Below are 25,997 nucleotides of genomic sequence, written 5' to 3'. Positions count from 1 at the left end.
GCCTTGCGCCGTCCAGCTAAAGGAGTGGGAAATGGATCTGGATCGAATTTATGCCAATGGTGACGTCATTCCGGGCGGTGCGGACTATCCGGCAAGATGGGCAGCCGAGGCGGCAGCCTTTCGGGCGCAGATGGGCGCGCGGGCGCGGCTCGATCTGCCCTATGGCGCCGGGGAGCGGCAGCGGTTCGACCTCTTTTTACCCGAAGGCACGCCGAAGGGGCTGATGGTCTTTGTCCATGGCGGCTGGTGGCTGGCCTTTGACAAAAGCACCTGGTCGCATCTGGCCGCCGGCGCGGTTGCGCGGGGCTGGGCGGTGGCCATGCCGTCTTACACCCTGGCCCCTGAGGCGCGGATCAGCGCCATCACCCGCGAGATTGCGGCCGCCGTGGTCGCCGCCGCCGCAGAAGTTGCGGGGCCGATCGTGGTGACGGGCCATTCGGCGGGGGGGCATCTGAGCGCGCGGATGGCCTGCGCCGATGTGGCGCTGACGGCGGAGGTGGCCGCCCGCATCACCCGTGTGGTGCCGATCTCACCGCTCGCTGAGCTGGAACTGCTGATGCCGCTGGCTGCCAATCAGAAACTGCAGATCGATGCCGAAGAAGCGCGCCGCGAAAGCCCGACGCGGCATCTCCCCCGCGCAGGGATCGCGCTGCATGTGACGGTCGGCGCGGATGAGCGGGCGGCCTTCATCTTCCACGCCCGCCATCTGTCTGAGGAATGGTCCTGCGACTGGAGCCTGGTGCCCGATACCCACCATTTTAACGTGCTCGACGGTCTGTGCCGGGCCGATGATCCGCTCACCAGGCTGGTGCTGGGGGAATAACCCCCGGCCTATCCGTGATGGCTGCGGTAGCAGGGCTGGCGATCCCCGGGCGCGGGGGCGGCCTCATAGACCGCGCGGGCGATGGCGCGGGCCAGCACCGTGGCTGCGGCATGGCCTAAGGTGAAGGGATCGGCAATCGGGTCAGGCAGGGGCTTCGCCCCGGTCGAAACTGCAAAGACCAGATCGCCGTCAAAGGGGGTGTGGCTGGGCACGATGGCGCGGGCCATGCCGTCATGGGCGGCGGTGGCGAGGCGCTGGCACTGACCTTTGGTCAGGTTTGCATCGGTGGCGATGATGGCGATGGTCGTGGCCTCACCCTGCTGTTTGCCGGGGCGGGGTTCTTCGTCGCCGTAGCGGGTGGCAACGCCTTTGCCGCCAAATTCCCCCGCCTGCTCAAAAGGTGCGGCCCAGAAATGCGGCCCGCCCTCCACAGTGACCGAGCCGAGGGGGTTCACCACCACCAGAGCGCCCACGGTGATCCCGTTGGAAAGCACCAGCGATGCCGAGCCGAGCCCCCCTTTCCAGTTCTTCGTCGTGGCACCCGTTCCCGCTCCGGCCGTGCCGATGGCGAAGTCTTCCCGGGCCGCGGCCACTGCCGCCTTGCCAAGCGCGAAATAGGGCGAGGTTTTCCACGCCTTATCGCCGCCATTGGCCAGATCAAAGATGATGGCACCGGGCACGATCGGCACCCGCAGCCCCGCGACTTCAAAGCCGCGCCCCATCTCGCGAAGCGCCTCCATCACGCCGCCCGCGGCATCCAGACCAAAGGCCGAGCCGCCGGAGAGGCAGATCGCTTCGACCTGCTGCACCAGTTTGTCGGGGGCCAGAAGTTCCGTCTCCCGGGTGCCGGGCGCACCGCCCATAACATGAACGGCCGCCGTCATCGGAGCCTCGCCCAGAAGCACCGTGGTGCCGGTTTTGATCTGGTGATCTTCGGTATTGCCGACCCGCAGGCCGGGAACATCGGTGATCAGATTGCGTGGTCCCGGTTTCATGATGGCCCCCCTGACTTTGCGCCAGTGAACCCCGCAGGCGCTGATTTCGCAACGAAAAAGGGCGGCCCCCGCCCGGGGCCGCCCGCATGCCGGGGAGGCAGGCTTTATTTGCCCGGATGCGCCGCGCGGCTGGCTTCCAGGGTGTCTTCAAAGGTGCGCAGACCGGTGTGCGGGGCCTGGACCAGCACCGCCATATTGCCGGGCTTGTGCTTATTGGCGCGCATCAGGGCATGGGCCTCGGGGATCTGATCCCAGGGGAAAACCTCTGACATGCAGGGGTCGATGCGGCGCTCGACCATCAGCTTATTGGCGGCTGCGGCCTGCTTCAGGTGGGCGAAGTGACTGCCCTGCAGACGCTTCTGGTGCATCCACATGTAGCGGACGTCAAAGGTGCAGTTGAAGCCGGAGGTGCCTGCACAGATCACCACCATGCCGCCCTTTTTGCACACGAGTGATGAGACCGGGAAGGTCGCTTCGCCCGGATGTTCAAAGACCATATCAACGCTGACGCCCTTGCCGGTGATGTCCCAGATCGCCTTGCCGAACTTCCGGGCCTCTTTCAGCCAGTCGTTATATTCGGGGCTGTTGACGGTGGGCAGCTGCCCCCAGCATTTGAATTCATTGCGGTTAATCACGCCCTTGGCGCCCAGACCCATGACAAACTCACGTTTGCTCTCGTCTGAGATCACGCCGATCGCATTGGCGCCGGCGGTATTGATCAGCTGGATCGCAAAAGAGCCAAGCCCGCCCGAGGCGCCCCAGACCAGAACGTTCTGACCAGGCTTCAGGTCATGGGGCTCATGGCCAAAGAGCATCCGGTAGGCGGTGGCCAGCGTCAGCGTGTAGCAGGCCGATTCCTCCCAGGTCAGATGCTTCGGGCGCGGCATCAGCTGCTGGGCCTGAACGCGGGTGAACTGCGCAAATGAGCCGTCCGGCGTCTCATAGCCCCAGATCCGCTGGCTGGGCGAGAACATCGGATCGCCGCCGTTGCATTCTTCATCATCGCCGTCGTCCTGGTTGCAATGCACCACGACTTCGTCGCCGACCTTCCAGCGTTTCACCTTATCGCCGACAGCCCAGACGATGCCCGCCGCATCCGAGCCTGCGACGTGGAAGGGCTGCTTGTGACCATCAAAGGGCGAGACCGGCACGCCAAGCGCGGCCCAGACGCCGTTGTAGTTCACACCCGCCGCCATCACGAGGACCAGCACCTCGTTGCTGTCGAGCTTCCAGGTATCGACCACTTCGACCTGCATGGCCGTTTCCGGCTCGCCGTGGCGTTCTTTGCGGATCGACCAGGCGTACATCTTTGCCGGAACATGGCCGAGAGGCGGCATTTCACCGACCTCATAGAGGTCTTTGACGGGGGCGTCATAGGGGACGATTGCGGTATTCGTATCCAGGGCCACGGCGCTCTCCTCAGGTCCGTTCAGCGATGCAATGCCGCACCGCAGAATCGGGTGCGCCTCCTTGGGATACAAATGGCCACGCAACAAAGCAACAAGATTTATACCGCTCACGAAATAATCTGACGCGACGAAATTTTGTTACCCGGAAATCGCCTGCGACTACCGGGGGTCCCCAAGGATCTGCCAGACCGATGCGGCGTAATAGTCCAGAAGGCCGGCTTTGACTGCCAGGAAACCTTCCGGCCGCTCTTCCAGAATTCTGCGCTGCAGCAGATGCGTCAATCCCTGTTCCAGGATCACCTCGGCAGAGGCCTCAGGCAGAACAAGGCGGGTTCCCCGCGCCTCAAGGCGGGCGCGCAGCCCGGCAAAGGCGGCGGGAAGGGCGGCCCTTGTCATCGCCCCGCTGCTCAGCGCTGCGGCAATCAGGGGCAGGGGGGTAACCGGAAGCGCCTCGCCCACACGCGCCATCAGCAGATGGCCCATGGCCTCAGCGCTCAGATCCGGCTCATCCTTCAGCAGGGCGGACAGATCCACCGGCTCGCCATAACGCACGGCGGCCTGACCAAAGCCGTCCCATTTGCCCCAGAGCCTGCGCCAGAACATCCGCGCCACATAGATCATGATACCGCCGAGACCCGCGCGGAACCGCCGCTCTCCGGTTTCCCCGGCTTTGACCAGCAGACGGTCCTCAAGCACGCGGTCGTAGTTCAGACCCACGGGCACAAAGACCACCGGCCGCCCGCCGGATTTTGCCGCCGACAGGATATAGCTCAACAACCCCAGGCGCGCCGGGGCGATGCGGCCATCAAGGCTCAGGCGGCCTTCGGGGAAAATCGCCTGGGCCACCCCCTCCTGCGTGGCGGTCTGGACATAACGCTCCAGCACCTTGCGATAGAGCGGGTTCAGGTTTCTGCGCCGGATGAAATAGGCCCCCATCGCCCGGATCAGCCCCGAAAGCGGCCAGACCCGCGCCCATTCCCCCACTGCATAAGAGAGCGTCATCTGGCTGGAGGCGACCCAGGTCAGCAGCACATAGTCCATATTCGAGCGGTGGTTCATCACGAAGATCACCGTCGCATCCTGCGGGATATGCTGCAGGGCCGATTCGTCACGCGCCGAAACATCGACGCGGTACATCAGCAGCGACAGCCATTTCGCCACACGCCCCGCCACGTTGAAATAGGTCCGGGCCGAGAAGGCCGGCACGATTTCGCGGGCATAGCGGCGCGCCCGCTCAAAGGCGACGTTGCGCGGCAGCCCATCTTCGCGGGCATGGTACAGCACCGCATCCAGCACCTGGGGGTCATAGGAGAGCTGCTGAATCAGATCCTGCCGCTCCAGCAGCTTGAAAGGCTCAATCGGGCGCTTCAGCCGCTGGTTCATGCGCAGAACCAGCCGCTCCATGCGGCGCCGCACGAACCATCGCACGGAGGGGAAAAGGAAATGCGAGGCAAAGGTCACCGAGGCAAATCCTAAGATCAGCACCAGCAGCCAGACCGGCAGTTCAACAGTTCCCATAAGGCCTCCGCTCGGGCGATCGCTGCGAAAGCTGTCAGATAAGGGCCGGCCCCGGCTTTGACCACGGCAAAGCCTGCGATTTTGCCGCGACAAAGCGGGCAGCGGGGTGCATTTGTGACGTAACGGGAAATTGCCGCAGCGCAGAAAAATCACCCTTGCCGAATGTTTCCCGACCTGCAATCAATGCGAAAGATTCTTGCGCGTCGGATTTCGGAGGGGATGATGACCCGGACAGAGAAACCCTGGCTGTTCCGCACCTATGCCGGGCATTCCACGGCCATGGCCTCAAATGAGCTTTACCGGACCAATCTGTCGAAGGGGCAGACAGGGCTTTCGGTGGCTTTCGATCTGCCGACCCAGACCGGCTATGACAGCGATCACGTGCTCTCGCGCGGCGAGGTCGGGAAGGTGGGGGTTCCGGTCTGTCACTTAGGCGACATGCGGATGCTCTTTGACCAGATCCCGCTGGAGCAGATGAACACCTCGATGACCATCAATGCCACCGCGCCCTGGCTGCTGGCGCTTTATGTGGCGGTGGCGGAAGAGCAGGGGGCGGATATCTCGCGCCTCCAGGGCACGGTTCAGAACGATTTGGTGAAGGAATATCTCTCGCGCGGCACCTATATCTGCCCGCCGAAGCCCAGCCTTCGGATGATCACGGATGTCGCGGCCTGGACGCGGGAGCATCTGCCGAAGTGGAACCCGATGAACGTCTGCTCCTACCATCTGCAGGAAGCCGGCGCGACGCCGGAGCAGGAGCTGGCCTTCGCGCTGGCGACCGCGATTGCGGTGCTCGATGATCTGAAAGCCAAGGTTCCGGCGGAGAACTTCCCCGAGATGGTGGGGCGGATTTCCTTCTTCGTGAACGCAGGCATCCGGTTTGTGACCGAGATGTGCAAGATGCGGGCCTTTGTGGCGCTCTGGGATGAGATCTGTGAGATGCGCTATGGCGTGACGGACCCGAAGTTCCGCCGCTTCCGCTATGGCGTGCAGGTCAACTCGTTGGGGCTGACTGAGCCGCAGCCGGAAAATAACGTCTATCGTATCCTGCTGGAAATGCTGGCGGTCACGCTGTCGAAAGACGCCCGCGCCCGCGCCGTGCAGCTTCCGGCCTGGAATGAGGCACTTGGCCTGCCGCGTCCCTGGGATCAGCAATGGTCCCTCCGGATGCAGCAGATCCTGGCCTATGAAACCGACCTTCTGGAGTATGATGACCTCTTTGAGGGCAACCCCGCTGTGGAGCGCAAGGTTGCCGCCCTGATGGAAGGCGCACGGGCCGAGCTTGCGCAGATCGACGCCATGGGCGGCGCGATTGAGGCGATTCCTTACATGAAGGGCCGCCTGGTTGAGGCCAATGCCGAGCGCATCGCCCGGATCGAGCGGGGGGAGACGGTTGTGGTGGGCGTGAACCGCTTTACCACCACCGAGCCTTCGCCCCTGACCACCGGCGAAGGCGCGATCATGGTGGTTGACCCTGAAGCAGAGGCCGACCAGCTTGCGCGGCTGAAAGCCTGGCGCGCGGCCCGCGATGAGGGCGCGGTGCGTGCCGCCCTTGAGCGTCTGCGCGCGGATGCGGCTTCGGGCGTCAATATCATGCCCGCCTCGATCGCCGCTGCCAAGGCCGGGGCGACGACGGGCGAATGGGGCGAAGCCGTCCGCGCGGTCTTTGGCCTTTATCGCGGCCCGACCGGGGTGTCGAAAGCGATCTCGAACCGCACCGAGGGGCTGGAGCCGATCCGGGAGGCGGTGGATGCCGTCTCTGCCCGTCTGGGGCGGCGGCTGAAGTTCCTGGTCGGCAAGCCCGGCCTTGATGGCCATTCCAACGGGGCCGAGCAGATCGCCGCCCGTGCCCGCGACTGCGGTATGGATATCACCTATGAGGGCATACGCCTGACCCCGGCTGAGATCGTGGCCGCGGCTGAGGCCGAGGGCGCCCATGTGGTGGGCCTCTCGATCCTCTCAGGCAGCCATCTCCCGCTGATCGGCGAGGTGGTCGAGCGGATGAAGGCGGCAGGGCTTTCTGATGTTCCGCTGGTCGTGGGCGGTATCATTCCCGAAGAGGATGCAAAGGCGCTGCGCGCCATGGGCGTCTCCCGGGTCTATACGCCCAAGGATTTTGAGTTGAACCGCATCATGATGGATATCGTCGGTCTGCTCGAAGCGGCCTGAGCGAGAGTCTGACAGAGGACAGGGGGGCGTGTCCGCTGCGGGCGCGCCCCTTTTGCGTGCTCAGCCCTGTACGTCCGCAAGGGGGAGCAGGCAGGCCCCGCTCAGATCAAAAACCACCAGATGCCACAGATGCGGGGCATTGCGCACGGTCCAGATCAGCCCGTCACAACCCGCCGCCCGCGCCGCATCCGAGGCGCGCCAGGAGCTTGCGGGGCGACCCGCAATCCGCTCGCTTCGCCAGGGGCGGCTGGCCTCGTGGCCGGTAAGGCCCAGGGCTTCACAAACCTCTGCCCGGCGCAGATCGGCCAGGTGGTGCAGGGTCACACTGTAGCTCTGCAGGAGCAGGTCCGCGCCCCCGGCTTTGCGGGCCGTCGCGCGTCGGGCGGCCTGAGGCGAGGGCGAGAGATAAATCGCCCTCTGGCCGGAGTGGTGAAAGCGCCCCTCCGGAGAGGGCGCGGGGCTGAGCGGGTCGGCCCCTTTGGGCAGCGCGCGCCACAGACGCGCGCTGAAAGGTATAAAGGGCTCAGTGCCCGGCAAGGAAACGCTCAGCATCGAGCGCGGCCATGCAGCCCATACCGGCCGAGGTGATCGCCTGACGGTAAACGTGATCGGTCAGATCGCCCGCGGCAAAGACGCCCGGGATCGAGGTGCGGGTCGAACCCGGCTCAACCTTCACATAGCCGCCGTTGTGCAGTTCCAGCTGGTCTTTCACCAGTTCCGACGCGGGGCTGTGGCCGATGGCCACGAAGAAGCCGTCGCAGGCAATCTCAGAGGTCTCACCGCTTTGCACATTTTTCACGCGCAGCCCGGTGACGCCCAGCGGCGCTTCCGTGCCCAGAACCTCATCCACCTCATGGTTCCAGAGCACTTCAACTTTGGGGTGGCTGAACAGACGCTCCTGCAGGATCTTTTCCGCCCGCAGGCTGTCACGGCGGTGGATCAGCGTCACCTTAGAGGCGAAATTCGTCAGGAAGAGCGCCTCTTCCACAGCGGTATTGCCTCCGCCGATCACTGCCACCGGCTTGTCGCGATAGAAGAAGCCGTCGCAGGTCGCACAGGCCGAGACGCCGAAGCCCTTGAACTTCTCTTCCGAGGGCAGGCCAAGCCAGCGGGCCTGAGCGCCGGTCGCAAGGATCACGGCATCGGCGGTATAGGTCGTGCCGCTGTCCCCCACGGCGGTAAAGGGGCGGCTGCCGAGTTTCAGCTCGGTGATGGTGTCGAACTGAATATCCGCACCCATCTCGCGGGCATGCTCTTCCATACGGACCATCAGATCCGGGCCCTGAACGGTTTTGTCACCCGGCCAGTTTTCCACCTCGGTGGTGATGGTCAGTTGACCGCCAGGCTGAATGCCCTGCACCAGAATCGGCGAGAGCATGGCGCGGCTGGCATAAACGGCAGCCGTATAACCTGCCGGACCGGAACCGATAATCAGAACTTTGGTATGCCGTGTCTCGCTCATGGACAGAGTGCCTCTTTGACTGTGCTTTGGCTTTGATATAGGCGGGTCGCTTCTTCGCCGCCAGAGGGAGGGGCGGCGTTCCGATTGTGAGACACCCGTATCAAAACCGGGCGGTTTTACGAAACAATATTGCGCGGAGCGGGGCGAATGAATAAGTTCCCGTCCAGTTCCCAGGAGGCTGATGAATGGCAGGCGCGAAACTCGACCCGATTGACCGGCATATTCTGGCCGAGCTGCAGGCGGACGGGCGGATGACGAACGTAGAGCTGGCAAAGCGGGTGGGTATTTCGGCCCCTCCCTGCCTGCGGCGTGTGCGCACACTGGAAGAACAGGGCTATATCCGCGGCTATCATGCCGAGATTGACAGCCGTGAACTGGGCTTCGAGGTGCAGGTTTTCGCCATGGTCCGGCTCAACAGCCAGGCTGAAAGCGATCTGACCGCCTTTGAAGAGCGCTGCCGCTCCTGGCCGCTGGTGCGCGAGTGCCACATGCTCAACGGTGAGATCGACTTCATTCTGAAATGCGTGGCGCCCGATCTGTCCTCCTTCCAGAGCTTCCTGACCGGAGATCTGCTGAAGGCCCCCAATGTGGCCAATGTCAAAACCAGCTTGGTGATCCGCGGCTCAAAAGATGAGCCGGGCGTGCCCTTTGAGGTCTTGGAAGAGCGGATCGCGCGTCAGGCCTGAGGCCCGCACGCAAAAGTGAAGAAGCCCGGGCGCGACCCCCGGGCTTTTCTTTTGTCACAACCGGATAACGGAAATCAGCCGACCGTAATCGGCCTCTTTGCGCTGTGTGGTGCGGCGGTAGGAATAGAACCGCTCCTCATCCGACCAGGTGCACCAGCCGCCCCAGAGCGCCTCACCCACACCCGCCTCGCGCAGTTTCATCAGACCAAAGCCCGGCAGGTCAAAGAGATAACGGTCGCCGTTGCCTTGCGTGAAAAACCGCGACCAGGCCGGATCTTCGTCATAAAAGCGGGTGAAAAACTCCGGACCCACCTCATAGGCGCGCTGGCTGATGCAGGGGCCGATCACCGCGGTGATGTCCTCGCGCCGCGCGCCCAGGCCCTCCATGGCCTCGACGGTCCGCTCAAGCACCCCGTCGATCGCGCCTTTCCATCCGGCATGGGCCGCGCCGATCACGCCCGCCCTGCGATCGGCAAGAAGCACCGGCTGGCAATCGGCGGTCAGAATGCCAAGCGCCAGGCCCGGCGTTGCCGTCACCATGGCATCGGCGCGGGGCTTTTCCGCCAGCGGTCCGGTGATCACCGCGACATCGGGCGAATGCACCTGATGCACCGTGATCAGATGCCCCGGCGTCACCCCCATGGCCTCCGCCACGCGGGCGCGGTTGATCTCGACCATCTCCGCCATATCGGTTGAGCCAGGGCCACAGTTCAGCCCGGAAAACACCCCCGATGAGGCCCCGCCCTTGCGGGTGAAAAAGCCATGCTGCACGGGACGCAGATCGGGTGAGGTCAGAATCTCAAGCGTTGCTGTAGGGGTCACGGTGTAAATCCGGCAGGGCAGGGGGCAGTTGTCGGCAAAAGGGCGAGCGCTTTAAAGAGCGTCCCCATTTCCGCCGCATCGGTCAAGCGGCGCGTGGCCGCGAGATGGTTTTGCAGCTTGTCGCCGCTCAGCCTTTCAGCCAGACGCGCGGCGCGGGCCTCAATCCCAAGCGCGCGCAGAAGATCGCCCTGGGGTATCGGGCCATAGGCCCGCAGCCCTGCCGCTTCGGCCTCCAACGCCAGGGGTTCAAAATCCACATGGGCCGTCAGATCGGCCTCACCAGGGCTGTCAAACAGGCCGGCGTAGCCATGCGCCTTCATCGCCTGCAGCGTATCCCCGCGCGAGCGCCAGTCGCCGTAATCCACAATCAGCGCCGCCCCGCCATGGCGCGCAATCCGCCCGGCAACGGCTTCGGTCAAAGGCCGTGCCGCGGGGCAAAGCTCAACCACATCACCCGCCCGGGTATCACCCAGCCGGTGGGCAAGCGCGGGAACCCCGCGCGGGGCGCTGCGGCTATGGGCCAGACGGTCGCCCTCAAGGACCACCATGGCCTCTGACCAGCCCGATGGCTCGCGAATGAACTGCCGCACCGGCAGCGCGTCGAAGAACTCATTGGCGACAAACCACAAAGGCGCTTGCGGCAGATCCGCAAGGCTCTCCGCCCAGATGACGTCATAGCCCCGCAGCGCCTCTCTTTGCACCTGCCGCAGCCGGGGAGAGGCCTCCACCAGATGCACCGCCATCGCCTGATGAAACCCCGGCACCCCGCGTGTGGCGCGTAATATATCCGCCATCAGCGTCCCGCGCCCAGGCCCTGCCTCTGCCAGGGTAAACCGCCCGGGCGCCCCCTGATCGAGCCAGCACTGCGCCAGCCACAGCCCCAGAAGCTCGCCAAACATCTGGCTGATTTCCGGGGCGGTGATGAAATCGCCGCCCCGCCCGAAGGGCTCAGTCCGGGTGTAATAGCCATATTCCGGATGGAGCAGACATTCGGCCATATAGTCCGACAACCGCATGGGCCCCGAGGCGGCGATACGCGCCTTCAGCAGCGCAGCCAGCGGCGTGCTCATGCCGCGCGGCTCCGGGCGCGCAGAATGAAATAAAGCCCCGCAAAGATCATCGGCAGCGACAAAAGCTGCCCCATCGACATCCCGGCAAGGACCGCCCCGCGCAGGTTCTCAGCGGTGATGAACTGCGCATCGGCCTCGCGGAAAAACTCCACAAAGAAACGCGCCGCGCCATAACCCGCAAGGAAGACGCCAAGCGAACGCCCCGGAAGCTGCAGCCAGCCGCGACGGTAGATTCCCCACAAAAGCACCGCGCCCAGCAAAAGCCCTTCCAGCACCGCCTCATAAAGCTGCGACGGATGCCGCGCACAGATGCCGGTCACCCCAAAGCAGTCCTGACCTGCGCCCGGAAAGGCCACACCCCAGGGCAGATCCGTCGGTCGCCCCCAAAGCTCGGCATTGATGAAATTGGCGATCCGCCCGAAGAACAGCCCCACCGGCGCCGCCAGCGCCAGGGCATCGGCAATCTTCAAAGGCGCCACCCCCTGACGCGCCGCCCAGGCCCAGGCACCCGCGACCACGCCAAGAAAACCGCCGTGGAAGGACATCCCGCCCTCCCAGATCTTCAAAATCTCGCCGGGGTTCGAGAGATAAAACCCCGGCTGGTAAAACAGCACAAAACCAAGCCGCCCGCCGAGGATCACCCCCAGAATGATCCAGCTCAGCAGATCTTCAATTTTGCCCGGCGCCACCGGCGCTTCGCCGCCCCAAAGCGCGGGCCGCTTCATCAGCCCCATGACCATCCGCCAGCCGATCAGCAGCCCGGCAATATAGGCCAGCGCATACCAGCGCAGCGAAAAGCTGAAGTCGCCCAGCGTCAGTGTGAAAATTTCAGGCGAAATCTGCGGAAAGGGAATATAATCCATGGCACCTCGCTGTGTCACAGGCCTTGTCCGCGCAGCCCAGGGGCTTGTCAACCTTGCACCCGGCCCCTCCCCGCGCCATATCCTTCACAAGATCGCAACGGAGGCGCTTCCATGCAGACCCAGAATAAATTCTTCGACGACCTGTCGCGACTGGCCACCAATGCCATGGGCGTCGCCCATGGCGCGCGCACAGAGGCAGAAAACGCCGTGAAATCGCTTCTCGACCGCTGGCTTGCCGACCGTGACCTCGTCACCCGCGAGGAATTTGATGCCGTCCGCGCCATGGCCGCCAAAGCCCGCGAAGAAAACATCGCCCTCAAAGCCCGCCTCGACGCGCTGGAAGCAAAACAAAATGGCGCTGAGTGAGCCTGCCTGCGACTACGCGGACCTGCGCAAAACGCTCGCGGCCCTGACCCATGGCGAGACGGATACCGTCTCGCTCATGGCGACCCTGGCCTGTGAGCTGCATCACAGCCATAAGCTCTCGGACTGGACCGGTTTTTACCGCGTCACCGCGCCGGAGCTGCTGAAGATCGGCCCCTACCAGGGCGGCCACGGCTGCCTCGTGATCCCCTTCTCCCGCGGCGTCTGCGGCGCGGCGGCCCGCAGCGGCGAAGTCCAGCTCGTGCCGGATGTCGAGCTCTTCCCCGGCCATATCGCCTGCGCCTCCTCCACCCGCTCGGAACTGGTGCTGCCGGTCCGGAACGGCCAGGGGGCGCTTCTCGGCGTGCTCGATCTCGACAGCAACACGGAAGCCGCCTTCACCGAAGAGGATGTCCGCGAACTCACCGCGATCCTTGCGGAAACCTTCCGCGACTGCGCCGACCCGCTCGCCTGAACCGCCCGCGGCTTTGGCTTTTTCCAAATACTCCGGGGTCCGGGGCCGCGCCCCGGGGCCTGCCCCGCTCATCCCGCTCTCACTTCACGCGCAAAAGAAAACGCCCGCAGATCACTCTGCGGGCGCTTCTCATCTTAATTCACCTGAAATCAGGCAGCAGCTTTAGCCTGGCCAACGATGGCAGCGAAAGCTTCCGGTTCTGCGACAGCGAGGTCTGCCAGAACTTTACGGTCAACCGTGATGCCGGCTTTCGCCAGCAGGTTGATGAATTTCGAATACGTCAGTTCAGCATCAACCAGACGCACAGCGGCGTTGATACGCTGGATCCACAGAGCGCGGAAGCTGCGCTTACGTGCTTTGCGGTCGCGGGTTGCGTATTGGTTGGCTTTATCAACAGCCTGAGTCGCGGTGCGGAAGTTACGCGAACGGGCCGAGTAATAGCCTTTCGCGGCCTTCAGCACTTTTTTGTGCGAAGCGTGAGTTACCTTGCCGGATTTAACGCGGGTCATATCTGGCTCTCCTTAGCGGTTATACGGCATGTATTTCTTGACGATTTTCTCGTCCGCTGCGCACAGGATCATGGTCCCGGTCACATCGCGGATGAACTTCGTCGAGCGTTTGATCATGCCGTGGCGCTTGCCAGCCGGACCTGCTTTGACTTTGCCGGTCGCGGTGAACGTAAACCGCTTTTTGGCTGCGGATTTCGTTTTCATCTTGGGCATTTCCATCTCCTCTTTCGAGTGGTGAACGCGCGACTCGGCATGCCACACCGGCCGGCCGCGCAACGAGAGTGGACCCGATAGACCGGATCCGGTAATTTGACAAGCAGATAAGCACCCCATCAGCCGCCCCCGGCGCGGCATTTCGCACCAGAGGCGGGGCGGGGGCTGAAATCACGCCTCCGAGCGGGTGATCAGACGCTCATCGCAGGGGGCAACGCGCAGAATATTGGTGGTGCCCTGGACGTTAAAAGGCACCCCTGCCGTCACCACAATCTGATCCGAGGTGGCGGCAAAACCGTCGTCCCGCGCTGCTTTGGCGGCTGCAAGGACGGCGCCCTTAAAGCGCTCCTGCGGATCGACGATCACGCAATGCGCCCCCCAGGTCAGGCAAAGCTGTCGTGCGGTCCGCGTCAGCGGCGTCAGCGCCAGGATCGGCACCCGCGGCCGCTCGCGCGCCACCAGCGCCGCCGTGGTGCCGCTTTGGGTAAAGCAGCAGATCGCGCGGATCTCGGTCGTCTCAGCAATCTCGCGCGCGGCGGATACGATGCCATCCGCCACCGTGCGGCGCTGCACTTTGCGGCTGGCTTCGATGATCTCCCGATAGGTGGGATCGCCCTCAACCTCGATGGCCACATTGTTCATCGTGCGCACCGCTTCGACCGGATATTGCCCGGCGGCAGATTCGGCCGAGAGCATCACTGCATCCGCGCCCTCATAGATCGCGGTCGCCACATCCGAGACTTCGGCCCGGGTGGGCATCGGGCTTTCGATCATCGATTCGAGCATCTGCGTGGCGACGATTACCGGTTTGGCCGCAGCCCGCGCCCCGCGCACCAGGCGCTTTTGCACCGGGGGGACCGCCTGAACCGGGCATTCCACGCCCAGATCGCCGCGCGCCACCATGATCCCGTCCGAGACGGCAAGGATGCTGTCATAGGCTTTCACGGCAGCGGGCTTTTCGATCTTCGACAGAATTGCCGCACGCCCCTGCGCAAGCTCGCGCGCCTCAAGCACATCTTCGGGGCGCTGCACGAAAGACAGCGCCAGCCAGTCGACGCCCAGGCGACAGGCAAATTCCAGATCGCGGCGGTCTTTTTCGGACAATGCCGCCAGCGGCAGCACCACATCAGGGACATTCACGCCCTTGCGGTTGGAGATGGTGCCGCCCACGGTCACGGTGCAATCGGCGAAATCTGCGCCACAGGCCTCTACCCGCAGGCGGATCTTGCCGTCATTGACCAGAAGGGTGGTGCCGGCCTCAAGGGCTGCGAAAATTTCCGGATGGGGCAGCTGCACCCGGGTGCCGTCACCCGGCTCTGCCGAGAGATCGAGGCGGAAGGCCTGCCCCTCTTCGAGATCAACGGCCGTATTGGCGAAAACACCCACGCGCAGTTTCGGCCCCTGAAGATCCGCAAGGATCGCAATGGGGCGGCCGATTTCGGCCTCAACATCGCGGATATGGCCATGGAGCGCGGCAATGGTCTCATGGGTGCCATGGCTCATGTTCAGGCGGAAGACATCGGCCCCCGCTTCCCAGAGTGCGCGGATCGTCGCTTTATCGGAAGATGCCGGGCCCAGGGTGGCGACGATTTTGATTTTGCGGTGCCGTCTCATCGGTCATTCCTTGCCAGTGCCTTTGCGACAGTTATGCCCTGCTCCGGGCAGGCTCACAACTCCGCGCCCGCTGTCTATGACACTTATGAAACAGGGATATGACAGTGGCAGGGAGATGATCTTTCGCTATAGATCATCCGGGTTACTGCGGGGTTTCCGGGCATGAATGACGACGCTCCCTTTCACATCCTTGGCGCTGAGCGCCCCGGGCGCTGGCTGATCACCTGCGATCACGCCTCAAACCGGGTGCCGGAGTTTATCAATGGCGGCGATCTGGGCATCGCGCCGGAGGATATGAACCGCCATATCGCCTGGGATCCCGGCGCGGCCGGAGTGGCTGTGGCCCTGGCGGAGGCACTCGACAGCCCCTGCATCTTAAGCAATTTTTCGCGGCTGGTGATTGATCCCAACCGCGGGGCCGATGATCCGACCCTGGTGATGAAGTTTTACGACGGCACTGTCATTCCCGCGAACCGCCATGCGGACAGCGCCGAGGTGGAGCGGCGGATGGCGGCGCTTTATCGCCCCTATCATGCGGCTTATGCGCGGCTGGCGGCAGAGCGGCGCGACCGGGTGATCTGCGCGGTTCACAGTTTTACCCCGCAGTTACGTGGGCGCCCGAAACGGCCCTGGCATATCGGGGTGCTGCACAGTCATCTCGACAGCCGCCTGTCGCTGGCGCTTCTGGATCTCCTGCGCCGGGAAGCCGATCTGGTGAGCGGGGATAATGAGCCCTATGATGGCCATCTGCCGGGCGATGCGATTGATCAGCATGCTCTGCGGCAGGGCCGGCACAACACGCTGATTGAGCTGCGCAACGATCTGATCGCAGATGATGCGGCGCAGCGGGCCTGGGGCCGACGGCTGGCACCCCTTTTGTCGGCGGCGCTGGCAGATTGTGAAAAGACTGAGTGAGAGGAGGGCCCGATGGCCGATCATGAGAGCCTGAAAACCGAACTGGAGGCCGCAACCTTCCGTCGTCTGCTGCATCATCTGATGGACGCGCGCCCGGATGTGCAGAACATCGATATGATGAATCTGGCGGGGTTCTGCCGCAACTGCCTGTCGCGCTGGTATCAGGAAGAGGCCAATGCACGCGGGCTGGATCTGAGCAAAGACGGCGCGCGTGAGATCGTCTACGGCATGCCGTTTGAGGACTGGCGCGCGCAGCATCAGACCGAGGCCAGCGCGGAGCAGAAGGCGGCCTTTGAGGTCTCTTTTGCCGAGAATGTCGGTAAGGCGGAAGGCTGAGGCAGAGATGAAAGCCCCGGCCCCGCTGTGAGGGCGGGGCCGGGTCTGAGTGGTGAGCGCCGGGGGCCTGTGCAGCCCCCGGACCCCCGCAGAGTATTTGGAAAAAGCCAAAATCTGCGGGAGCGTGGCGTGATCAGACGCCGGCTTTGATCGATTCTTCGATATAGACTTCGCGCAGGCGGGTGGCGATCGGGCCGGCTTTGCCGGTGCCGACCGGCTTGCCGTCGACTTCGATCACCGGGGTGACGAAGGCGCCGGCGGAGGTTGAGAAGGCCTCATCGGCGGATTGCGCTTCTTCGATGGTGAAGGGGCGTTCTTCGACTTCCATCTGCAGATCGGCGGCAAGGCGCAGCACCGAGGCGCGGGTGATGCCGTGCAGCAGGTCGGTGCTGAGGTTGCGGGTGATGATTTTGCCGTTTTTGACGATATAGACGTTGTTCGAGGTGCCCTCGGTGACAAAGCCGTCTTCGACGAACCAGGCATCATCGACGCCGGCGTCTTTGGCGGCCATTTTCGACAGCGAAGGCCAGAGCAGCTGCACGGTTTTGATGTCGCGGCGGTGCCAGCGCATTTCCGGGACCGAGATCACCTTCCAGCCGGCCCAGGCGGCGGGGTTTTCGGCCTGGCCGGGTTTGGACTGGGTAAACATCACCACCGTCGGGGCAAGGCCCTCGCGGGCGAAGGCGAAGTCACGATCGCCGGGATTGCCGCGGGTGACCTGGAGGTAGATGCCGCCGTCGGTCAGGTTGTTTTTCGCGGCGATGTCGCGGTGCAGTTGCAGCCATTCTTCGTCGCTGTGCGGGTTTGCCATGCCAAGCTCGGCCGTGGAGCGGGCGAGGCGGCGGCAGTGGCCCTCAAAATCAATGAGCTTGCCCTGCATGACCGTGGTCACTTCATAGACAGCGTCACCCATCAGGAAGCCGCGGTCAAAGACCGAGACCTTCGCCTCCGCTTCCGGCAGCCATTCACCGTTGACATAGACGATACGGGACATTCGGATTTCCTCCGGCAAAGTCTCAGCCCCAGAGCGCGGGGGCTGCGGGATAAAGGATCGCGCCTTCGGTTTTCATGGGCGCAGCGCGGTCTTCTGCCAAGAGAAGCGGCGCGTCAAGATCAACGTAAGGGGCGTTCTGCGCGATGAGCATGGCCGGGGCCATGGCAAGCGAGGAGCCGACCATGCAGCCGACCATGATGCCGAAGCCCGCGGCTTCGGCTTCGCGGCGCAGCGCAATGGCCTCGGTCAGCCCGCCGGTCTTATCAAGTTTGATGTTCACGAGGTCGTATTTGCCTTTGAGACGGGCCAGACTTGCGCGGTCGTGGACGGATTCATCGGCGCAGACCGGCAGCGGGCGGGCGATTTCTGCGAGCATTCCATCGTCGGCGGCGGGGAGCGGCTGTTCGACCAGGGCCACGCCGAGGCGGAGGAGATGGGGGGCGAGATCGCTATAGACCGCGGCGGTCCAGCCCTCATTGGCGTCGACGATGATGCGGGAGTTCGGCGCGCCGCGGCGGACGGCTTCGAGGCGGGGCATATCGTCGGGGGTGCCGAGTTTGATTTTCAAAAGCGGCCGCCAGGCGTGTTTGCGGGCCTCTTCCTCCATCCGCTCAGGGGTGTCGAGCGAGAGGGTATAGGTGATTTCAGTGGGACCGGGCTCGGGCAGGCCCGCCAGTTTCCAGACCGGGGTGCCGGTGAATTTCGCTTCCCAGTCCCAGAGTGCGCAGTCGACCGCATTGCGGGCCGCGCCGGGTTTGAGGAGATCCTGGAGCGCTTCGCGGGTGATGCCTGCGGGCAGGGTGCGGATCTGTTCTGCAACCGATTCAAGGCTTTCGCCGTAGCGGGCATAGGGGACGCATTCGCCAAAGCCCGTGGCGCCGTTGCGGTTCACCTCAACGCTCAGCACATGGGCATGGGTGCGCGAGCCGCGCGAAATCGTAAAAGCCTGAGCCAGGCGGAAGCTGTCCTGGTGGAGCGTAAGGGTCATGGCGGGGGTCCCCGAGGCAGAAAAAGTGCCTGCATCCTGTCACGCTGCGTCATGCGGCGGAAGAGGGGCGGGGCGATGCTGCAGGTGCAAAGTCGTTCTTGCCAGAGCCTGCGCAAGTTACTAACAATTTAGGCAGCAAATTCGGAATATCATTGCGAGGCCCTATGTCATTCCGCCTTCAGCCTGCCCCTGTTGCCCGTCCCAACCGCTGCCAGCTTTTTGGCCCCGGCTCGCGTCCGGCGCTTTTTGAGAAGATGGCAGCCTCGGCTGCGGATGTGATCAACCTCGATCTGGAGGACTCGGTCGCGCCCTCGGACAAAGATGCCGCGCGCGCCAATATCATCCGGGCGACCCATGAGATCGACTGGGGCAATAAAACGCTTTCGGTGCGGATTAACGGGCTGGATACGCCTTTCTGGTATCGCGATGTCGTCGATCTGCTGGAGCAGGCCTCGGACCGGCTGGATATGATCATGATCCCGAAGGTGGGCTGCGCGGCGGATGTCTATGCGGTGGATGCTCTGGTCACGGCCATTGAGGCGGCGAAGGGGCGCAAAAAGCGCATCGCTTTTGAGGTGATCATCGAATCCGCCGCCGGGATTGCCCATGTCGAAGAGATCGCGGCCTCATCTCCGCGGCTGGAAGCGATGAGCCTGGGGGCTGCGGATTTCGCAGCCTCAATGGGGATGCAGACGACGGGGATCGGCGGCACCCAGGAGAATTATTATATGCTGCGTGAGGGCGTGAAGCATTGGTCGGACCCCTGGCACTGGGCGCAGGCGGCGATTGTTGCGGCCTGCCGGACCCATGGGGTGCTGCCGGTGGACGGTCCGTTCGGCGATTTCTCGGATGATGAGGGCTTCCGCGCCCAGGCGCGCCGCTCGGCCACGCTTGGGATGGTGGGCAAATGGGCGATCCATCCCAAACAGGTGGCTCTGGCCAATGAGGTCTTTACGCCCTCTGAGGCAGCGGTGTCGGAAGCGCGGGAGATTCTCGCCGCGATGGAGGCTGCAAAAGCCGCAGGGCAGGGCGCGACCGTCTATAAGGGGCGTCTGGTCGATATCGCCTCGATCAAACAGGCTGAGGTGATCGTGCGTCAGTCGGAAATGATCGCCGGCTCCTGAGCGGGCGCTTGACCAAAGCCGCTTCAGGCCCGACATCCGGGTCTGAAGGAGACCATTATGACCCGAAACGCCGTTCTTGATTTTCTGCTCACCCGCCGCTCGCGTCCGGCAAAGCTTTTGTCAGGACCGGTGCCGGACCGCGCCGGGCTGGAAGAGCTGCTGACGGCCGCAGCGCGGGTTCCGGACCATGGCAAGCTGGCGCCCTGGCGCTTCATCGTGCTGGAGCGTGCGGCGCTGGCGCGGCTGGCCGGAGAGGCGGCGGCTTTCGCCGAAAAGACCGGCCTTGCGCCGGAGAAGGCGGAGAAGGGGATCGGGCAGTTTGACCGCAGCCCGCTTTGTGTTGCGGTGGTCGCAAGCCCCGTGGCGCATGATAAAATCCCGCAGATTGAGCAGGTTCTCTCAGCCGGCGGGGTCTGTCTGTCGCTGGTGAATGCGGCGCTGGCTTCGGGTTGGGGGGCCAGCTGGCTGACCGGCTGGGTCGCGCTGGATCAGGCCTTTGCTGCGCCTGCTTTCGGTCTGGCTGAGGGTGAGTTTATCGCCGGTCTGATCCATATCGGCAGCTATGCAGGTGAGGTGCCTGACCGTCCGCGCCCGGATCTGGCCGCTCTGACAACATGGATCAGCGCATGATCTTCAGGGATTTCCTGCGGGCGCTGGCGCAATTGCCTGAGCGGCGCTTTCGCCGGGTGCTGATGTTGGGAATCGGTCTTACCCTGCTGCTGCTGGCTGCGATCTCTGTGCTCTTTCTGATCGGCGTTCAGACGCTGGTTCCGGATGAGCTGGACCTGCCGCTGATCGGCACGGTTGAGGGGATCACGGCGCTGGCCTCCTGGGGGGCGGTGGGGGGGATGTTTGTCCTCTCCATCTTTCTCATGGTGCCGGTTGCTTCGGTGTTCACCGGCTTTTTCCTTGAGCAGGTGGCCAGTGCGGTTGAGGCCAAACACTATCCCTATCTTCCCGCAGCGCCGGGGCTCGGCACCTATGAATCTATCAAGGACGCGGTGAATTTTCTCTGTGTTCTCATGGTGGTGAACGGTGCGGCCCTGGTGATCGGCCTGGTTTTTCCGCCGTCGCTGCCCTTCATCTTCTGGCTGGTGAACGGCTGGCTGCTGGGGCGGGAGTATTTCACCATGGCGGCGGGGCGCCGCATCGGCCTGTCTGCGGCGCGAGCACTGCGCAGGAAACATCGCGGGCAGATCTTTGCGGCCGGGGTGCTGATGGCGATTCCGCTCTCGGTGCCTTTCGTGAGCCTGGTGATCCCGGTTCTGGGGGCTGCCACCTTCACGCATCTCTACCACCGCGTCACCGGAACCAGGCCGCGGGATTGAAACGAAAAAGGGCCCCTGAGGGGCCCTTTTCAGTTCTCAGCGCTGATCGGGGGCAGGCGTCCCATGACGTCGAAATCGCGGATGCTGATGGCCCCCGACATCACCGTCAGGCAGATCGCCGCCCAGGCCAGCGTGGCCGCAATCGTCGTCACGATCAGCTTTTTACGCCCGACCGGCCCTGCGGGGGCACCTGCGGGGGTTCCCGGCACGATCGATCCGGCCTCTGCCTGGGTCTGCATGCGCAGCGGCAGCACGATCAGCAGCACCAGAAACCAGCAGACAGCGAAGACAACGATAACGGCAGTGATCGACATCAGACCTGCTCCAGTTCCACGAGGCAGCCGTTAAAGTCTTTCGGATGCAGGAAAAGCACCGGCTTGCCATGGGCCCCGATCTTCGGCTCCCCGGAGCCCAGAACACGCGCGCCCGAGGCTTTCAGCCGGTCGCGGGCAGCAAGGATATCCTCAACCTCATAGCAGATGTGATGGATGCCGCCGGCGGGGTTCTTTTCCAGAAAGCCTGCAATGGGGGAATTCTCTCCCAAGGGATAAAGCAGCTCAATTTTGGTATTGGGCAGCTCGATAAAGACCACGGTCACACCATGGTCCGGCTCATCCTGGGGCGGGCGCACCACTGCGCCCAGCGTGTCGCGGTACTGCGCCGAAGCGGCCTCAAGATCGGGCACCGCAATGGCTACGTGGTTCAGGCGACCGATCATAGAAACTCCTCCGATAGCTATGTCCTGCCGTGTCGCAGGCTTTATGCGGGCATGGGGCAGGGCTGGCAAGCGGCGATCGCGGCGACGGCGGGGTTAATCCTCCGGCAACCTCTTTGTTGCCAGATGGAAGAGCACAGGAGAGGAGCGCCGCGATGCCCGTGAATGAGTCTCTGACAAGGCCGGATCAGCTGCCACGCCCCGCAGTGGGGCTGCCGCTCTGGGGGCTGACGATTCTGCTGGTTGAGGACAGCCGCTTCGCCGCCGACGGGCTGCGGCTGATGGCACTGCGCGGCGGGGCACGTCTGCGGCGGGCCGACAGCCTGGCCCAGGCGCGGCGTCACCTGGGCCTTTATCTGCCGGACATTGTTCTGGTGGACCCTGGTCTGCCTGACGGCGAGGGAGAGGCGCTGATCGCCGATCTGGCCCCGGCCTTCGCGCGGACGCAGCGCCCGGTCGTTCTGGCGATCAGCGGGGATCCGGGGAAAGAAAGCGCCTGCCTTGCGGCGGGGGCTGCGGGTTTTCTGAGCAAGCCTGTGGCAGGGTTTTCTGAGTTTGTGGCCTTTTTGCGGGCGCATCGGCCCGATCCGCGCGACGGTGGCGGTGATCTGCCTGCGGTGCGGCTGCCACTTCCTGATGATCTGGCGCTGCGCGAGGATCTGATCTTCGCGCAGCGGCGTCTGGCGCAAAGTGGAAGCGAGCAGGAACGGGTCTATCTCTCGGGCTTTCTTGAGGGGCTGGCCCGCACCACGGCGGACCCGGCCCTTGCCGAAGCTGCGGGGGCGCTGGCAACCCGGGGCAGCGATCGGGCGCGTGACCTCTCGCATCTGATCCGACAGCGGATCGCCGATCTGCCGCAGCCCTTTCTGCGCGCCGCTATCTGATGCGCCCCTGGCGGATCGCGGCCATGGTGGCCAATACGGTCTGAATCCGGGCGGCATTCGGGGGGTGAGAGCCGAGGAAACGGTTGCCCGGATCGGGCAGGCGGGTAAAGAAGGCGGCCCCGCGTTCAGGGTCAAAGCCCGCACGCCAGGCGATTAACGTGCCGATGGCATCGGCTTCCAGTTCATAGTCTTTGGAATAACTGCGCGCACCCACTGTCGCCCCGATCCGTGTTGGCTGCTCCAGGGCTTCGGTCCCCGCCCCGCTCAGGGCGGCCAGGGTGCCCGCCAATACGGCCCCGGCAACAGCTGAGCGTTGCTGACGCGGCAGATGCCCGGCCAGATGGTGCCCGGCCTCGTGCCCAAGCACAAAGGCCAGCTCATCCGCAGAGCGGGCTTCAGCGATCAGCGTGGCGGTAAAGCCGATCACCGGGCGGCCGGTCTGCGAGTCCAGCCGGTGGAAGGCATTGGGCGCTTTGCCGGGGTCAGTGTCGACCAGGATCAGGAAATCGCAGTTCAGATCAGGCCGCTTCTCGCGGCAGACGGCTTCGGCCACCGGCTCGACACTGGCCAGTACCGCAGAAAAACTCTGCGCCGGAGAGGCCATGACGGCGGTGTTGATCGGTGCCCCGCGTTGCGGCAGCGCGCGCGGGCCTGCTGTCGGCGGCAGTGGCGCGGCGCAGGCGGCCAGAAGCAGAGCGGCGGCGGTCAGGGCCGGAAGAAGGCGAAGCACGAGGGGTCCTGCACTAAGGAAAGCGGCTGAAAAATTAGCCGCCCCCGCGCCCTGGAAAAAGGCCCCCCAGGTGGGAGTCGCGCGGATGTGAGCAGGGTTGCGCTCTTCGCCGTTCTGCCGCAGCCTGCGCCCCATCAGGGAGGTGCCCATGACCCATGTTCCGCCATCCGCCGGTGTCATCCTTCGTGCCGTGCAGCCGCCGGCGGTCCCCCTTGGAAATGCGCTTTGCGTGCTTGAGCCGCTGAAGCCTGCGCATATTCCCGCGCTCTGGCAGGCCTTTCGCGGCCATAATGCGCTTTGGGACTATATGTTCACCGGCCCCTTCGCCAATGAAGCGGACTTCACCGCCTGGGCCGAAAGCCGCTGCGGATTGCGCGATCCTCTCTTCTACGCGATCCGCGCGCCTGAGGGGGATTGGTCCGGCCTTGCGAGCTTCATGCGCATTGATGTGGCGCATGGGGTGATTGAGGTTGGCTCACTGACCTTTTCACCTGCTTTGCAGGGGACTTCGGCTGCGACAGGGGCGATGTTTGCCATGATGGAGCAGGCCTTTGCGCTGGGCTATCGCCGCTATGAGTGGAAGTGCAACAGTCTGAATCTGCCCTCGCGCCGTGCCGCAGAGCGGCTGGGCTTCAGCTATGAGGGCATTTTTCGTCAACATATGGTGGTCAAAGGGCGTAACAGAGACACCGTCTGGTATGCGATCACCGACGCCGACTGGCCCCGCCTGCGAGAGGCCTTCATAACCTGGTGCGACCGCGACAATTTCGACGCGGCGGGGCGACAAAAGCGCCGGCTCTCTGAACTGACCGCACCTCTGCTTCACGCCCGCGATCCGGGGCTGAGATGAGCCAGGGCCGTCTGATTGAGACGCCGGACTGCGTGGCGGAAGGGGCGGCCTGGCTGGCCGCGCGGGAGCCGCGTTTCGCTTATGCGCTTGACCTCACAGGCCCTTTGCCGCTGCGTCGGCGCGAAGGCGGCTTTGCGGCACTCCTTGGGGCGATCACCTCTCAGCAGGTCAGCGTGGCCTCGGCCCGGGCGATCTGGGCGCGGCTTGAAGCGGCGGGGATGATCTCGCCTGAGGCCGTTGCGGCGATGACCGAGGAGGATCTGCGCGGCTTAGGGCTTTCGCGGCAGAAGGCGCGTTATGCCCTTGCTCTGGCGGCGGCCGGGATCGACTACGACGCGCTGCCGGGGCTGAGTGATGAAGAGATCATCGGGCAGCTGGTGGCTGTGCCGGGAATCGGCCGCTGGACGGCTGAGATTTACGCGATGTTTTCCCTTGGTCGTGCGGATGTTTTTGCCCCCGCTGATCTCGCCCTGCAGGAAGCTGCACGGATTTTATTCGGTCTGGAGGCGCGGCCTTCGGAAAAGGCGTTGCGCCGGATGGCGGAGGCCTGGTCGCCCTGGCGCGCCGTTGCGGCACGGCTGCTCTGGGCCTATTACCATGTTGAGAAAAACCGGGAAGGAATCCGATGACGCGTCCGCTGAACTTTAAATCCAGGCCCGCGCAGTCGGGTAAAACGAAATCGGTGGTGATCTTTGTGCATGGCTATGGCGCGGATGGGGCGGATCTGATCGGCCTGGCGGACCCGCTGGCCGAGCATCTGCCCGACACCGCGTTTTACTCGCCTGACGCGCCGACCCGGGTGCCGGGTGCACCTTTTGGCTATCAGTGGTTCCCGATCCCCTGGCTCGACGGCTCCTCTGAGGAAGAGGCTGCAAAGGGCATGGAAGCGGCGGTGGCCGATCTGAACGCCTTTATCGACATCGTTCTGGCGCGTGAAGAGATCGGGATCGATCGCCTGGCGCTCTTTGGCTTCTCGCAGGGCAGCATGATGAGCCTTCACGTCGCCCCGCGCCGCGAAGAAGAGATGGCCGGTGTGGTCGCCTTCTCGGGCCGTCTGCTGCGCCCCGAGAAACTCGGCTCCGAATCCCAGGTGCGTCCGCCCGTGATGCTGGTGCATGGTGATGCCGATCAGGTCGTGCCCTTCGATGATATGCGCAAGGCCGCAGAGGCTTTGATGGAGGCCGGGTTTGAAACCTATGGCCACGTCATGAAAGGCACCGGCCACGGCATCGCACCGGATGGCCTGGGCGTCGCGCTGAACTTCCTGAAAGATCGTCTCGAGTAAGCACTGCCGTCACGGTGACGTCACAAAAATCTGTCAATCAGATCAGGCCCGCACCACAGGTGCGGGCTTGTTTCGGATCGACCGCCAGATATAGTGGTGCCACGGGCGCTTTGCGCCGCCAGAGGAGAAGGAGGCACGGGTCATGCTGAGCACTTCCCCGCAACCGGGCCGGAAAGGGCCGCCGGGCTGCGTCTTTGGTGTTGTCTGCCGTCACCTTCTCTTCGGACAAAGGTGATCGGCGATGCAGGGGCTTTCCGGACTTCGGACTTTGGTTCTGAACATGGATATGCAGCCCCTGTCCTGGGCGCCTCTGTCGGTCTGGTCCTGGGAAGATGCTTTCGTGGCCGTGCACCAGGAGCGCGTCATTCAGGTGCGCAGTTATGACGGGGTGCGGATCCGCTCAGCCAGCCGTGAGTATGAAGTTCCCGCCGTGGTTGCGCTCAAAAGCTATCGCAAGCGCCGCCATGTTGCCTTCACCCGCTATCATCTGTTTCTGCGCGACGGCTTCACCTGCCAGTATTGCGGAAATGCCTTTGCGGCCAAAGACCTGACCTTTGATCACGTGATCCCGCGCAGCCGGGGCGGCAGGACAAGCTGGACCAATATCGTGGCCTGCTGCGGGCGGGACAACCTGCGCAAAGGCTCCCGCACCCTGGCGCAGGCGGGCATGCGGCTTCTGCGTCAACCCTTTGAGCCGACGGCTTTCCAGCTTGATGCGGCGGCCCGGGCGCTGCCGCGTGCCAAGGGCGAGCTGCATCAGACCTGGATGGACTTTTTGTATTGGGGCGCCGAACTCGAGCGCTGAATACAACCGTTGCGAGTATGCAACTTTCTTAATCATTTCGGTGATAACTCTG

The 25,997-nt window shown here is 63.9% G+C and carries 31 protein-coding genes; 15 read left to right on the top strand and 16 right to left on the bottom strand.

The features are described from left to right. The first annotated feature begins 31 nt into the window (after positions 1 to 31). Positions 32 to 823 (top strand): alpha/beta hydrolase, encoded by a 792-nt coding sequence (locus tag EP867_RS03605; RefSeq protein ID WP_128486844.1) that lies wholly within the window; start codon positions 32 to 34, stop codon positions 821 to 823. Positions 824 to 831: 8 nt separating this feature from the next. On the opposite strand, the gene EP867_RS03600 is transcribed toward EP867_RS03605, so the two are convergent. The 3 genes from EP867_RS03600 to EP867_RS03590 form a co-directional block, all read right to left on the bottom strand. Continuing rightward, positions 832 to 1,818: a P1 family peptidase gene (locus EP867_RS03600; RefSeq protein ID WP_128486843.1), complete on the bottom strand. Its 987-nt coding sequence runs from the start codon at positions 1,816 to 1,818 to the stop codon at positions 832 to 834. A 104-nt stretch (positions 1,819 to 1,922) separates the two neighbouring features. After that, on the bottom strand, positions 1,923 to 3,227 hold the full coding sequence (gene ccrA, locus EP867_RS03595; RefSeq protein WP_128486842.1) for a crotonyl-CoA carboxylase/reductase: 1,305 nt from the start codon (positions 3,225 to 3,227) through the stop codon (positions 1,923 to 1,925). Between the two features lie 159 nt (positions 3,228 to 3,386). Beyond that, a complete protein-coding gene (locus tag EP867_RS03590) occupies positions 3,387 to 4,745 on the bottom strand; it encodes a 1-acyl-sn-glycerol-3-phosphate acyltransferase (protein WP_128486841.1) in 1,359 nt (452 codons plus the stop codon). Positions 4,746 to 4,967: 222 nt separating this feature from the next. Between EP867_RS03590 and EP867_RS03585 the strand changes: the two genes are divergently transcribed. Next, complete coding sequence (locus EP867_RS03585; RefSeq protein WP_128486840.1) at positions 4,968 to 6,914, top strand: methylmalonyl-CoA mutase family protein; 1,947 nt, start codon at positions 4,968 to 4,970, stop codon at positions 6,912 to 6,914. A gap of 60 nt (positions 6,915 to 6,974) precedes the next feature. Here the strand turns inward: EP867_RS03585 and EP867_RS03580 are convergent, their stop codons facing one another. Together EP867_RS03580 and trxB are read right to left on the bottom strand one after the other, a co-directional pair. Beyond that, entirely contained in the window at positions 6,975 to 7,451 is a 477-nt protein-coding gene (locus EP867_RS03580; RefSeq protein ID WP_164888751.1) for an RES family NAD+ phosphorylase, read from the bottom strand. Beyond that, positions 7,438 to 8,376 (bottom strand): thioredoxin-disulfide reductase, encoded by a 939-nt coding sequence (gene trxB, locus EP867_RS03575; RefSeq protein ID WP_128486838.1) that lies wholly within the window; start codon positions 8,374 to 8,376, stop codon positions 7,438 to 7,440. Before trxB ends, EP867_RS03580 begins: the two co-directional genes overlap by 14 nt. Positions 8,377 to 8,561: 185 nt before the next feature. Here trxB and EP867_RS03570 point away from each other — a divergent pair, with 185 nt between their 5' ends. Beyond that, positions 8,562 to 9,062, top strand: coding sequence for an Lrp/AsnC family transcriptional regulator (locus EP867_RS03570; RefSeq protein ID WP_128486837.1), 501 nt, complete (start codon positions 8,562 to 8,564; stop codon positions 9,060 to 9,062). A 54-nt stretch (positions 9,063 to 9,116) separates the two neighbouring features. Here the strand turns inward: EP867_RS03570 and pgeF are convergent, their stop codons facing one another. From pgeF to lgt, 3 genes are read right to left on the bottom strand one after another with little or no spacing between them, the layout of a single operon-like run. Next, positions 9,117 to 9,884: a peptidoglycan editing factor PgeF gene (gene pgeF, locus EP867_RS03565; RefSeq protein WP_128486836.1), complete on the bottom strand. Its 768-nt coding sequence runs from the start codon at positions 9,882 to 9,884 to the stop codon at positions 9,117 to 9,119. Then, entirely contained in the window at positions 9,881 to 10,954 is a 1,074-nt protein-coding gene (locus EP867_RS03560; RefSeq protein WP_128486835.1) for a class I SAM-dependent methyltransferase, read from the bottom strand. Before EP867_RS03560 ends, pgeF begins: the two co-directional genes overlap by 4 nt. Then, on the bottom strand, positions 10,951 to 11,817 hold the full coding sequence (lgt, locus tag EP867_RS03555) for a prolipoprotein diacylglyceryl transferase (RefSeq protein ID WP_128486834.1): 867 nt from the start codon (positions 11,815 to 11,817) through the stop codon (positions 10,951 to 10,953). Before lgt ends, EP867_RS03560 begins: the two co-directional genes overlap by 4 nt. A 111-nt stretch (positions 11,818 to 11,928) precedes the next feature. Between lgt and EP867_RS03550 the strand changes: the two genes are divergently transcribed. Continuing rightward, entirely contained in the window at positions 11,929 to 12,183 is a 255-nt protein-coding gene (locus EP867_RS03550) for an accessory factor UbiK family protein (protein ID WP_128486833.1), read from the top strand. Then, positions 12,170 to 12,655: a GAF domain-containing protein gene (locus tag EP867_RS03545; RefSeq protein ID WP_128486832.1), complete on the top strand. Its 486-nt coding sequence runs from the start codon at positions 12,170 to 12,172 to the stop codon at positions 12,653 to 12,655. The genes EP867_RS03550 and EP867_RS03545 overlap by 14 nt, the downstream gene beginning before the upstream one ends. 149 nt (positions 12,656 to 12,804) lie before the next feature. Here EP867_RS03545 and rplT read toward each other — a convergent pair whose 3' ends face one another. The 3 genes from rplT to pyk all read right to left on the bottom strand — a co-directional run bounded on the left by rplT (position 12,805) and on the right by pyk (position 14,991). After that, positions 12,805 to 13,164, bottom strand: a complete 360-nt coding sequence (rplT, locus tag EP867_RS03540; protein WP_124965019.1) for a 50S ribosomal protein L20 — start codon at positions 13,162 to 13,164, stop codon at positions 12,805 to 12,807. A 12-nt stretch (positions 13,165 to 13,176) separates the two neighbouring features. Next, the gene (rpmI, locus tag EP867_RS03535; protein WP_124965018.1) at positions 13,177 to 13,377 is read right to left on the bottom strand and encodes a 50S ribosomal protein L35; all 201 of its coding nucleotides are present in this window, start codon (positions 13,375 to 13,377) and stop codon (positions 13,177 to 13,179) included. 171 nt (positions 13,378 to 13,548) lie between these two features. Further along, positions 13,549 to 14,991, bottom strand: coding sequence for a pyruvate kinase (pyk, locus tag EP867_RS03530; RefSeq protein ID WP_128486831.1), 1,443 nt, complete (start codon positions 14,989 to 14,991; stop codon positions 13,549 to 13,551). A gap of 162 nt (positions 14,992 to 15,153) precedes the next feature. On the opposite strand from pyk, the gene EP867_RS03525 reads away from it, so the two are divergent. Both EP867_RS03525 and EP867_RS03520 read left to right on the top strand, forming a co-directional pair. Next, positions 15,154 to 15,906 (top strand): N-formylglutamate amidohydrolase, encoded by a 753-nt coding sequence (locus EP867_RS03525; RefSeq protein ID WP_128486830.1) that lies wholly within the window; start codon positions 15,154 to 15,156, stop codon positions 15,904 to 15,906. Between the two features lie 12 nt (positions 15,907 to 15,918). Beyond that, entirely contained in the window at positions 15,919 to 16,242 is a 324-nt protein-coding gene (locus EP867_RS03520) for a DUF1244 domain-containing protein (RefSeq protein ID WP_128486829.1), read from the top strand. Between the two features lie 133 nt (positions 16,243 to 16,375). Here EP867_RS03520 and EP867_RS03515 read toward each other — a convergent pair whose 3' ends face one another. Both EP867_RS03515 and dgcA read right to left on the bottom strand, forming a co-directional pair. Further along, positions 16,376 to 17,236, bottom strand: coding sequence for a D-amino-acid transaminase (locus tag EP867_RS03515; protein WP_128486828.1), 861 nt, complete (start codon positions 17,234 to 17,236; stop codon positions 16,376 to 16,378). A 22-nt stretch (positions 17,237 to 17,258) separates the two neighbouring features. Then, positions 17,259 to 18,224 (bottom strand): N-acetyl-D-Glu racemase DgcA, encoded by a 966-nt coding sequence (gene dgcA / locus EP867_RS03510; RefSeq protein ID WP_128486827.1) that lies wholly within the window; start codon positions 18,222 to 18,224, stop codon positions 17,259 to 17,261. Between the two features lie 164 nt (positions 18,225 to 18,388). Here dgcA and EP867_RS03505 point away from each other — a divergent pair, with 164 nt between their 5' ends. Genes EP867_RS03505 through EP867_RS03495 form a run of 3 tightly spaced genes read left to right on the top strand, consistent with a single transcriptional unit; the run spans position 18,389 to position 20,676 of the window. Continuing rightward, on the top strand, positions 18,389 to 19,348 hold the full coding sequence (locus EP867_RS03505; RefSeq protein ID WP_128486826.1) for an L-malyl-CoA/beta-methylmalyl-CoA lyase: 960 nt from the start codon (positions 18,389 to 18,391) through the stop codon (positions 19,346 to 19,348). 57 nt (positions 19,349 to 19,405) lie between these two features. Beyond that, a complete protein-coding gene (locus tag EP867_RS03500; RefSeq protein WP_128486825.1) occupies positions 19,406 to 19,978 on the top strand; it encodes a nitroreductase family protein in 573 nt (190 codons plus the stop codon). Next, complete coding sequence (locus tag EP867_RS03495) at positions 19,975 to 20,676, top strand: EI24 domain-containing protein (RefSeq protein WP_128486824.1); 702 nt, start codon at positions 19,975 to 19,977, stop codon at positions 20,674 to 20,676. The genes EP867_RS03500 and EP867_RS03495 overlap by 4 nt, the downstream gene beginning before the upstream one ends. Positions 20,677 to 20,705: 29 nt before the next feature. Here EP867_RS03495 and EP867_RS03490 read toward each other — a convergent pair whose 3' ends face one another. Both EP867_RS03490 and mce read right to left on the bottom strand, forming a co-directional pair. Beyond that, positions 20,706 to 20,990, bottom strand: a complete 285-nt coding sequence (locus EP867_RS03490) for a DUF1467 family protein (protein WP_128486823.1) — start codon at positions 20,988 to 20,990, stop codon at positions 20,706 to 20,708. Next, complete coding sequence (mce, locus tag EP867_RS03485) at positions 20,990 to 21,394, bottom strand: methylmalonyl-CoA epimerase (protein ID WP_128486822.1); 405 nt, start codon at positions 21,392 to 21,394, stop codon at positions 20,990 to 20,992. The genes EP867_RS03490 and mce overlap by 1 nt, the downstream gene beginning before the upstream one ends. 152 nt (positions 21,395 to 21,546) lie before the next feature. On the opposite strand from mce, the gene EP867_RS03480 reads away from it, so the two are divergent. Beyond that, positions 21,547 to 22,275, top strand: coding sequence for a response regulator (locus EP867_RS03480; protein WP_128486821.1), 729 nt, complete (start codon positions 21,547 to 21,549; stop codon positions 22,273 to 22,275). Here the strand turns inward: EP867_RS03480 and EP867_RS03475 are convergent. Further along, positions 22,268 to 23,155: a M48 family metallopeptidase gene (locus EP867_RS03475; RefSeq protein WP_241656805.1), complete on the bottom strand. Its 888-nt coding sequence runs from the start codon at positions 23,153 to 23,155 to the stop codon at positions 22,268 to 22,270. The genes EP867_RS03480 and EP867_RS03475 overlap by 8 nt on opposite strands. Here EP867_RS03475 and EP867_RS03470 point away from each other — a divergent pair. From EP867_RS03470 to EP867_RS03455, 4 genes are all read left to right on the top strand, one after another. Further along, positions 23,154 to 23,855, top strand: coding sequence for a GNAT family N-acetyltransferase (locus tag EP867_RS03470; protein ID WP_128486820.1), 702 nt, complete (start codon positions 23,154 to 23,156; stop codon positions 23,853 to 23,855). The two genes, EP867_RS03475 and EP867_RS03470, sit on opposite strands and share 2 nt — an antisense overlap. Then, positions 23,852 to 24,484: a DNA-3-methyladenine glycosylase family protein gene (locus EP867_RS03465; protein ID WP_128486819.1), complete on the top strand. Its 633-nt coding sequence runs from the start codon at positions 23,852 to 23,854 to the stop codon at positions 24,482 to 24,484. The genes EP867_RS03470 and EP867_RS03465 overlap by 4 nt, the downstream gene beginning before the upstream one ends. Then, positions 24,481 to 25,140 carry an alpha/beta hydrolase gene (locus tag EP867_RS03460; protein ID WP_128486818.1) on the top strand — a complete coding sequence of 220 codons (660 nt, stop codon included), beginning with the start codon at positions 24,481 to 24,483 and terminating at the stop codon, positions 25,138 to 25,140. The genes EP867_RS03465 and EP867_RS03460 overlap by 4 nt, the downstream gene beginning before the upstream one ends. A 241-nt stretch (positions 25,141 to 25,381) precedes the next feature. Beyond that, complete coding sequence (locus EP867_RS03455; protein ID WP_128486817.1) at positions 25,382 to 25,945, top strand: HNH endonuclease; 564 nt, start codon at positions 25,382 to 25,384, stop codon at positions 25,943 to 25,945. The last annotated feature ends 52 nt before the right edge of the window (positions 25,946 to 25,997 follow it).

It is taken from the genome of Falsigemmobacter intermedius, from assembly GCF_004054105.1.
GTDB classification, from domain to species: Bacteria; Pseudomonadota; Alphaproteobacteria; order Rhodobacterales; family Rhodobacteraceae; genus Wagnerdoeblera; species Wagnerdoeblera intermedia.
Note: the sequence above shows the minus strand (reverse complement) of the source record. Positions and strands in the feature narration are given on the sequence as shown.

Excerpts from the sequence above, each read along its gene's own strand:
- EP867_RS03585 (WP_128486840.1), top strand. The coding sequence starts at position 4,968 with ATGACCCGGACAGAGAAACCCTGGCTGTTCCGCACCTATGCCGGGCAT.
- EP867_RS03505 (WP_128486826.1), top strand. The coding sequence starts at position 18,389 with ATGTCATTCCGCCTTCAGCCTGCCCCTGTTGCCCGTCCCAACCGCTGC.
- EP867_RS03570 (WP_128486837.1), top strand. The coding sequence starts at position 8,562 with ATGGCAGGCGCGAAACTCGACCCGATTGACCGGCATATTCTGGCCGAG.
- EP867_RS03600 (WP_128486843.1), bottom strand. The coding sequence starts at position 1,818 with ATGAAACCGGGACCACGCAATCTGATCACCGATGTTCCCGGCCTGCGG.
- EP867_RS03560 (WP_128486835.1), bottom strand. The coding sequence starts at position 10,954 with ATGAGCACGCCGCTGGCTGCGCTGCTGAAGGCGCGTATCGCCGCCTCG.
- EP867_RS03470 (WP_128486820.1), top strand. The coding sequence starts at position 23,154 with ATGACCCATGTTCCGCCATCCGCCGGTGTCATCCTTCGTGCCGTGCAG.
- EP867_RS03465 (WP_128486819.1), top strand. The coding sequence starts at position 23,852 with ATGAGCCAGGGCCGTCTGATTGAGACGCCGGACTGCGTGGCGGAAGGG.
- EP867_RS03545 (WP_128486832.1), top strand. The coding sequence starts at position 12,170 with ATGGCGCTGAGTGAGCCTGCCTGCGACTACGCGGACCTGCGCAAAACG.
- EP867_RS03495 (WP_128486824.1), top strand. The coding sequence starts at position 19,975 with ATGATCTTCAGGGATTTCCTGCGGGCGCTGGCGCAATTGCCTGAGCGG.
- EP867_RS03520 (WP_128486829.1), top strand. The coding sequence starts at position 15,919 with ATGGCCGATCATGAGAGCCTGAAAACCGAACTGGAGGCCGCAACCTTC.
- EP867_RS03590 (WP_128486841.1), bottom strand. The coding sequence starts at position 4,745 with ATGGGAACTGTTGAACTGCCGGTCTGGCTGCTGGTGCTGATCTTAGGA.
- EP867_RS03480 (WP_128486821.1), top strand. The coding sequence starts at position 21,547 with ATGCCCGTGAATGAGTCTCTGACAAGGCCGGATCAGCTGCCACGCCCC.
- EP867_RS03605 (WP_128486844.1), top strand. The coding sequence starts at position 32 with ATGGATCTGGATCGAATTTATGCCAATGGTGACGTCATTCCGGGCGGT.
- mce (WP_128486822.1), bottom strand. The coding sequence starts at position 21,394 with ATGATCGGTCGCCTGAACCACGTAGCCATTGCGGTGCCCGATCTTGAG.
- lgt (WP_128486834.1), bottom strand. The coding sequence starts at position 11,817 with ATGGATTATATTCCCTTTCCGCAGATTTCGCCTGAAATTTTCACACTG.
- EP867_RS03460 (WP_128486818.1), top strand. The coding sequence starts at position 24,481 with ATGACGCGTCCGCTGAACTTTAAATCCAGGCCCGCGCAGTCGGGTAAA.
- EP867_RS03455 (WP_128486817.1), top strand. The coding sequence starts at position 25,382 with ATGCAGGGGCTTTCCGGACTTCGGACTTTGGTTCTGAACATGGATATG.
- EP867_RS03475 (WP_241656805.1), bottom strand. The coding sequence starts at position 23,155 with ATGGGCACCTCCCTGATGGGGCGCAGGCTGCGGCAGAACGGCGAAGAG.
- EP867_RS03550 (WP_128486833.1), top strand. The coding sequence starts at position 11,929 with ATGCAGACCCAGAATAAATTCTTCGACGACCTGTCGCGACTGGCCACC.
- pyk (WP_128486831.1), bottom strand. The coding sequence starts at position 14,991 with ATGAGACGGCACCGCAAAATCAAAATCGTCGCCACCCTGGGCCCGGCA.
- EP867_RS03490 (WP_128486823.1), bottom strand. The coding sequence starts at position 20,990 with ATGTCGATCACTGCCGTTATCGTTGTCTTCGCTGTCTGCTGGTTTCTG.
- EP867_RS03525 (WP_128486830.1), top strand. The coding sequence starts at position 15,154 with ATGAATGACGACGCTCCCTTTCACATCCTTGGCGCTGAGCGCCCCGGG.
- rpmI (WP_124965018.1), bottom strand. The coding sequence starts at position 13,377 with ATGCCCAAGATGAAAACGAAATCCGCAGCCAAAAAGCGGTTTACGTTC.
- dgcA (WP_128486827.1), bottom strand. The coding sequence starts at position 18,224 with ATGACCCTTACGCTCCACCAGGACAGCTTCCGCCTGGCTCAGGCTTTT.
- rplT (WP_124965019.1), bottom strand. The coding sequence starts at position 13,164 with ATGACCCGCGTTAAATCCGGCAAGGTAACTCACGCTTCGCACAAAAAA.
- EP867_RS03500 (WP_128486825.1), top strand. The coding sequence starts at position 19,406 with ATGACCCGAAACGCCGTTCTTGATTTTCTGCTCACCCGCCGCTCGCGT.
- EP867_RS03515 (WP_128486828.1), bottom strand. The coding sequence starts at position 17,236 with ATGTCCCGTATCGTCTATGTCAACGGTGAATGGCTGCCGGAAGCGGAG.
- trxB (WP_128486838.1), bottom strand. The coding sequence starts at position 8,376 with ATGAGCGAGACACGGCATACCAAAGTTCTGATTATCGGTTCCGGTCCG.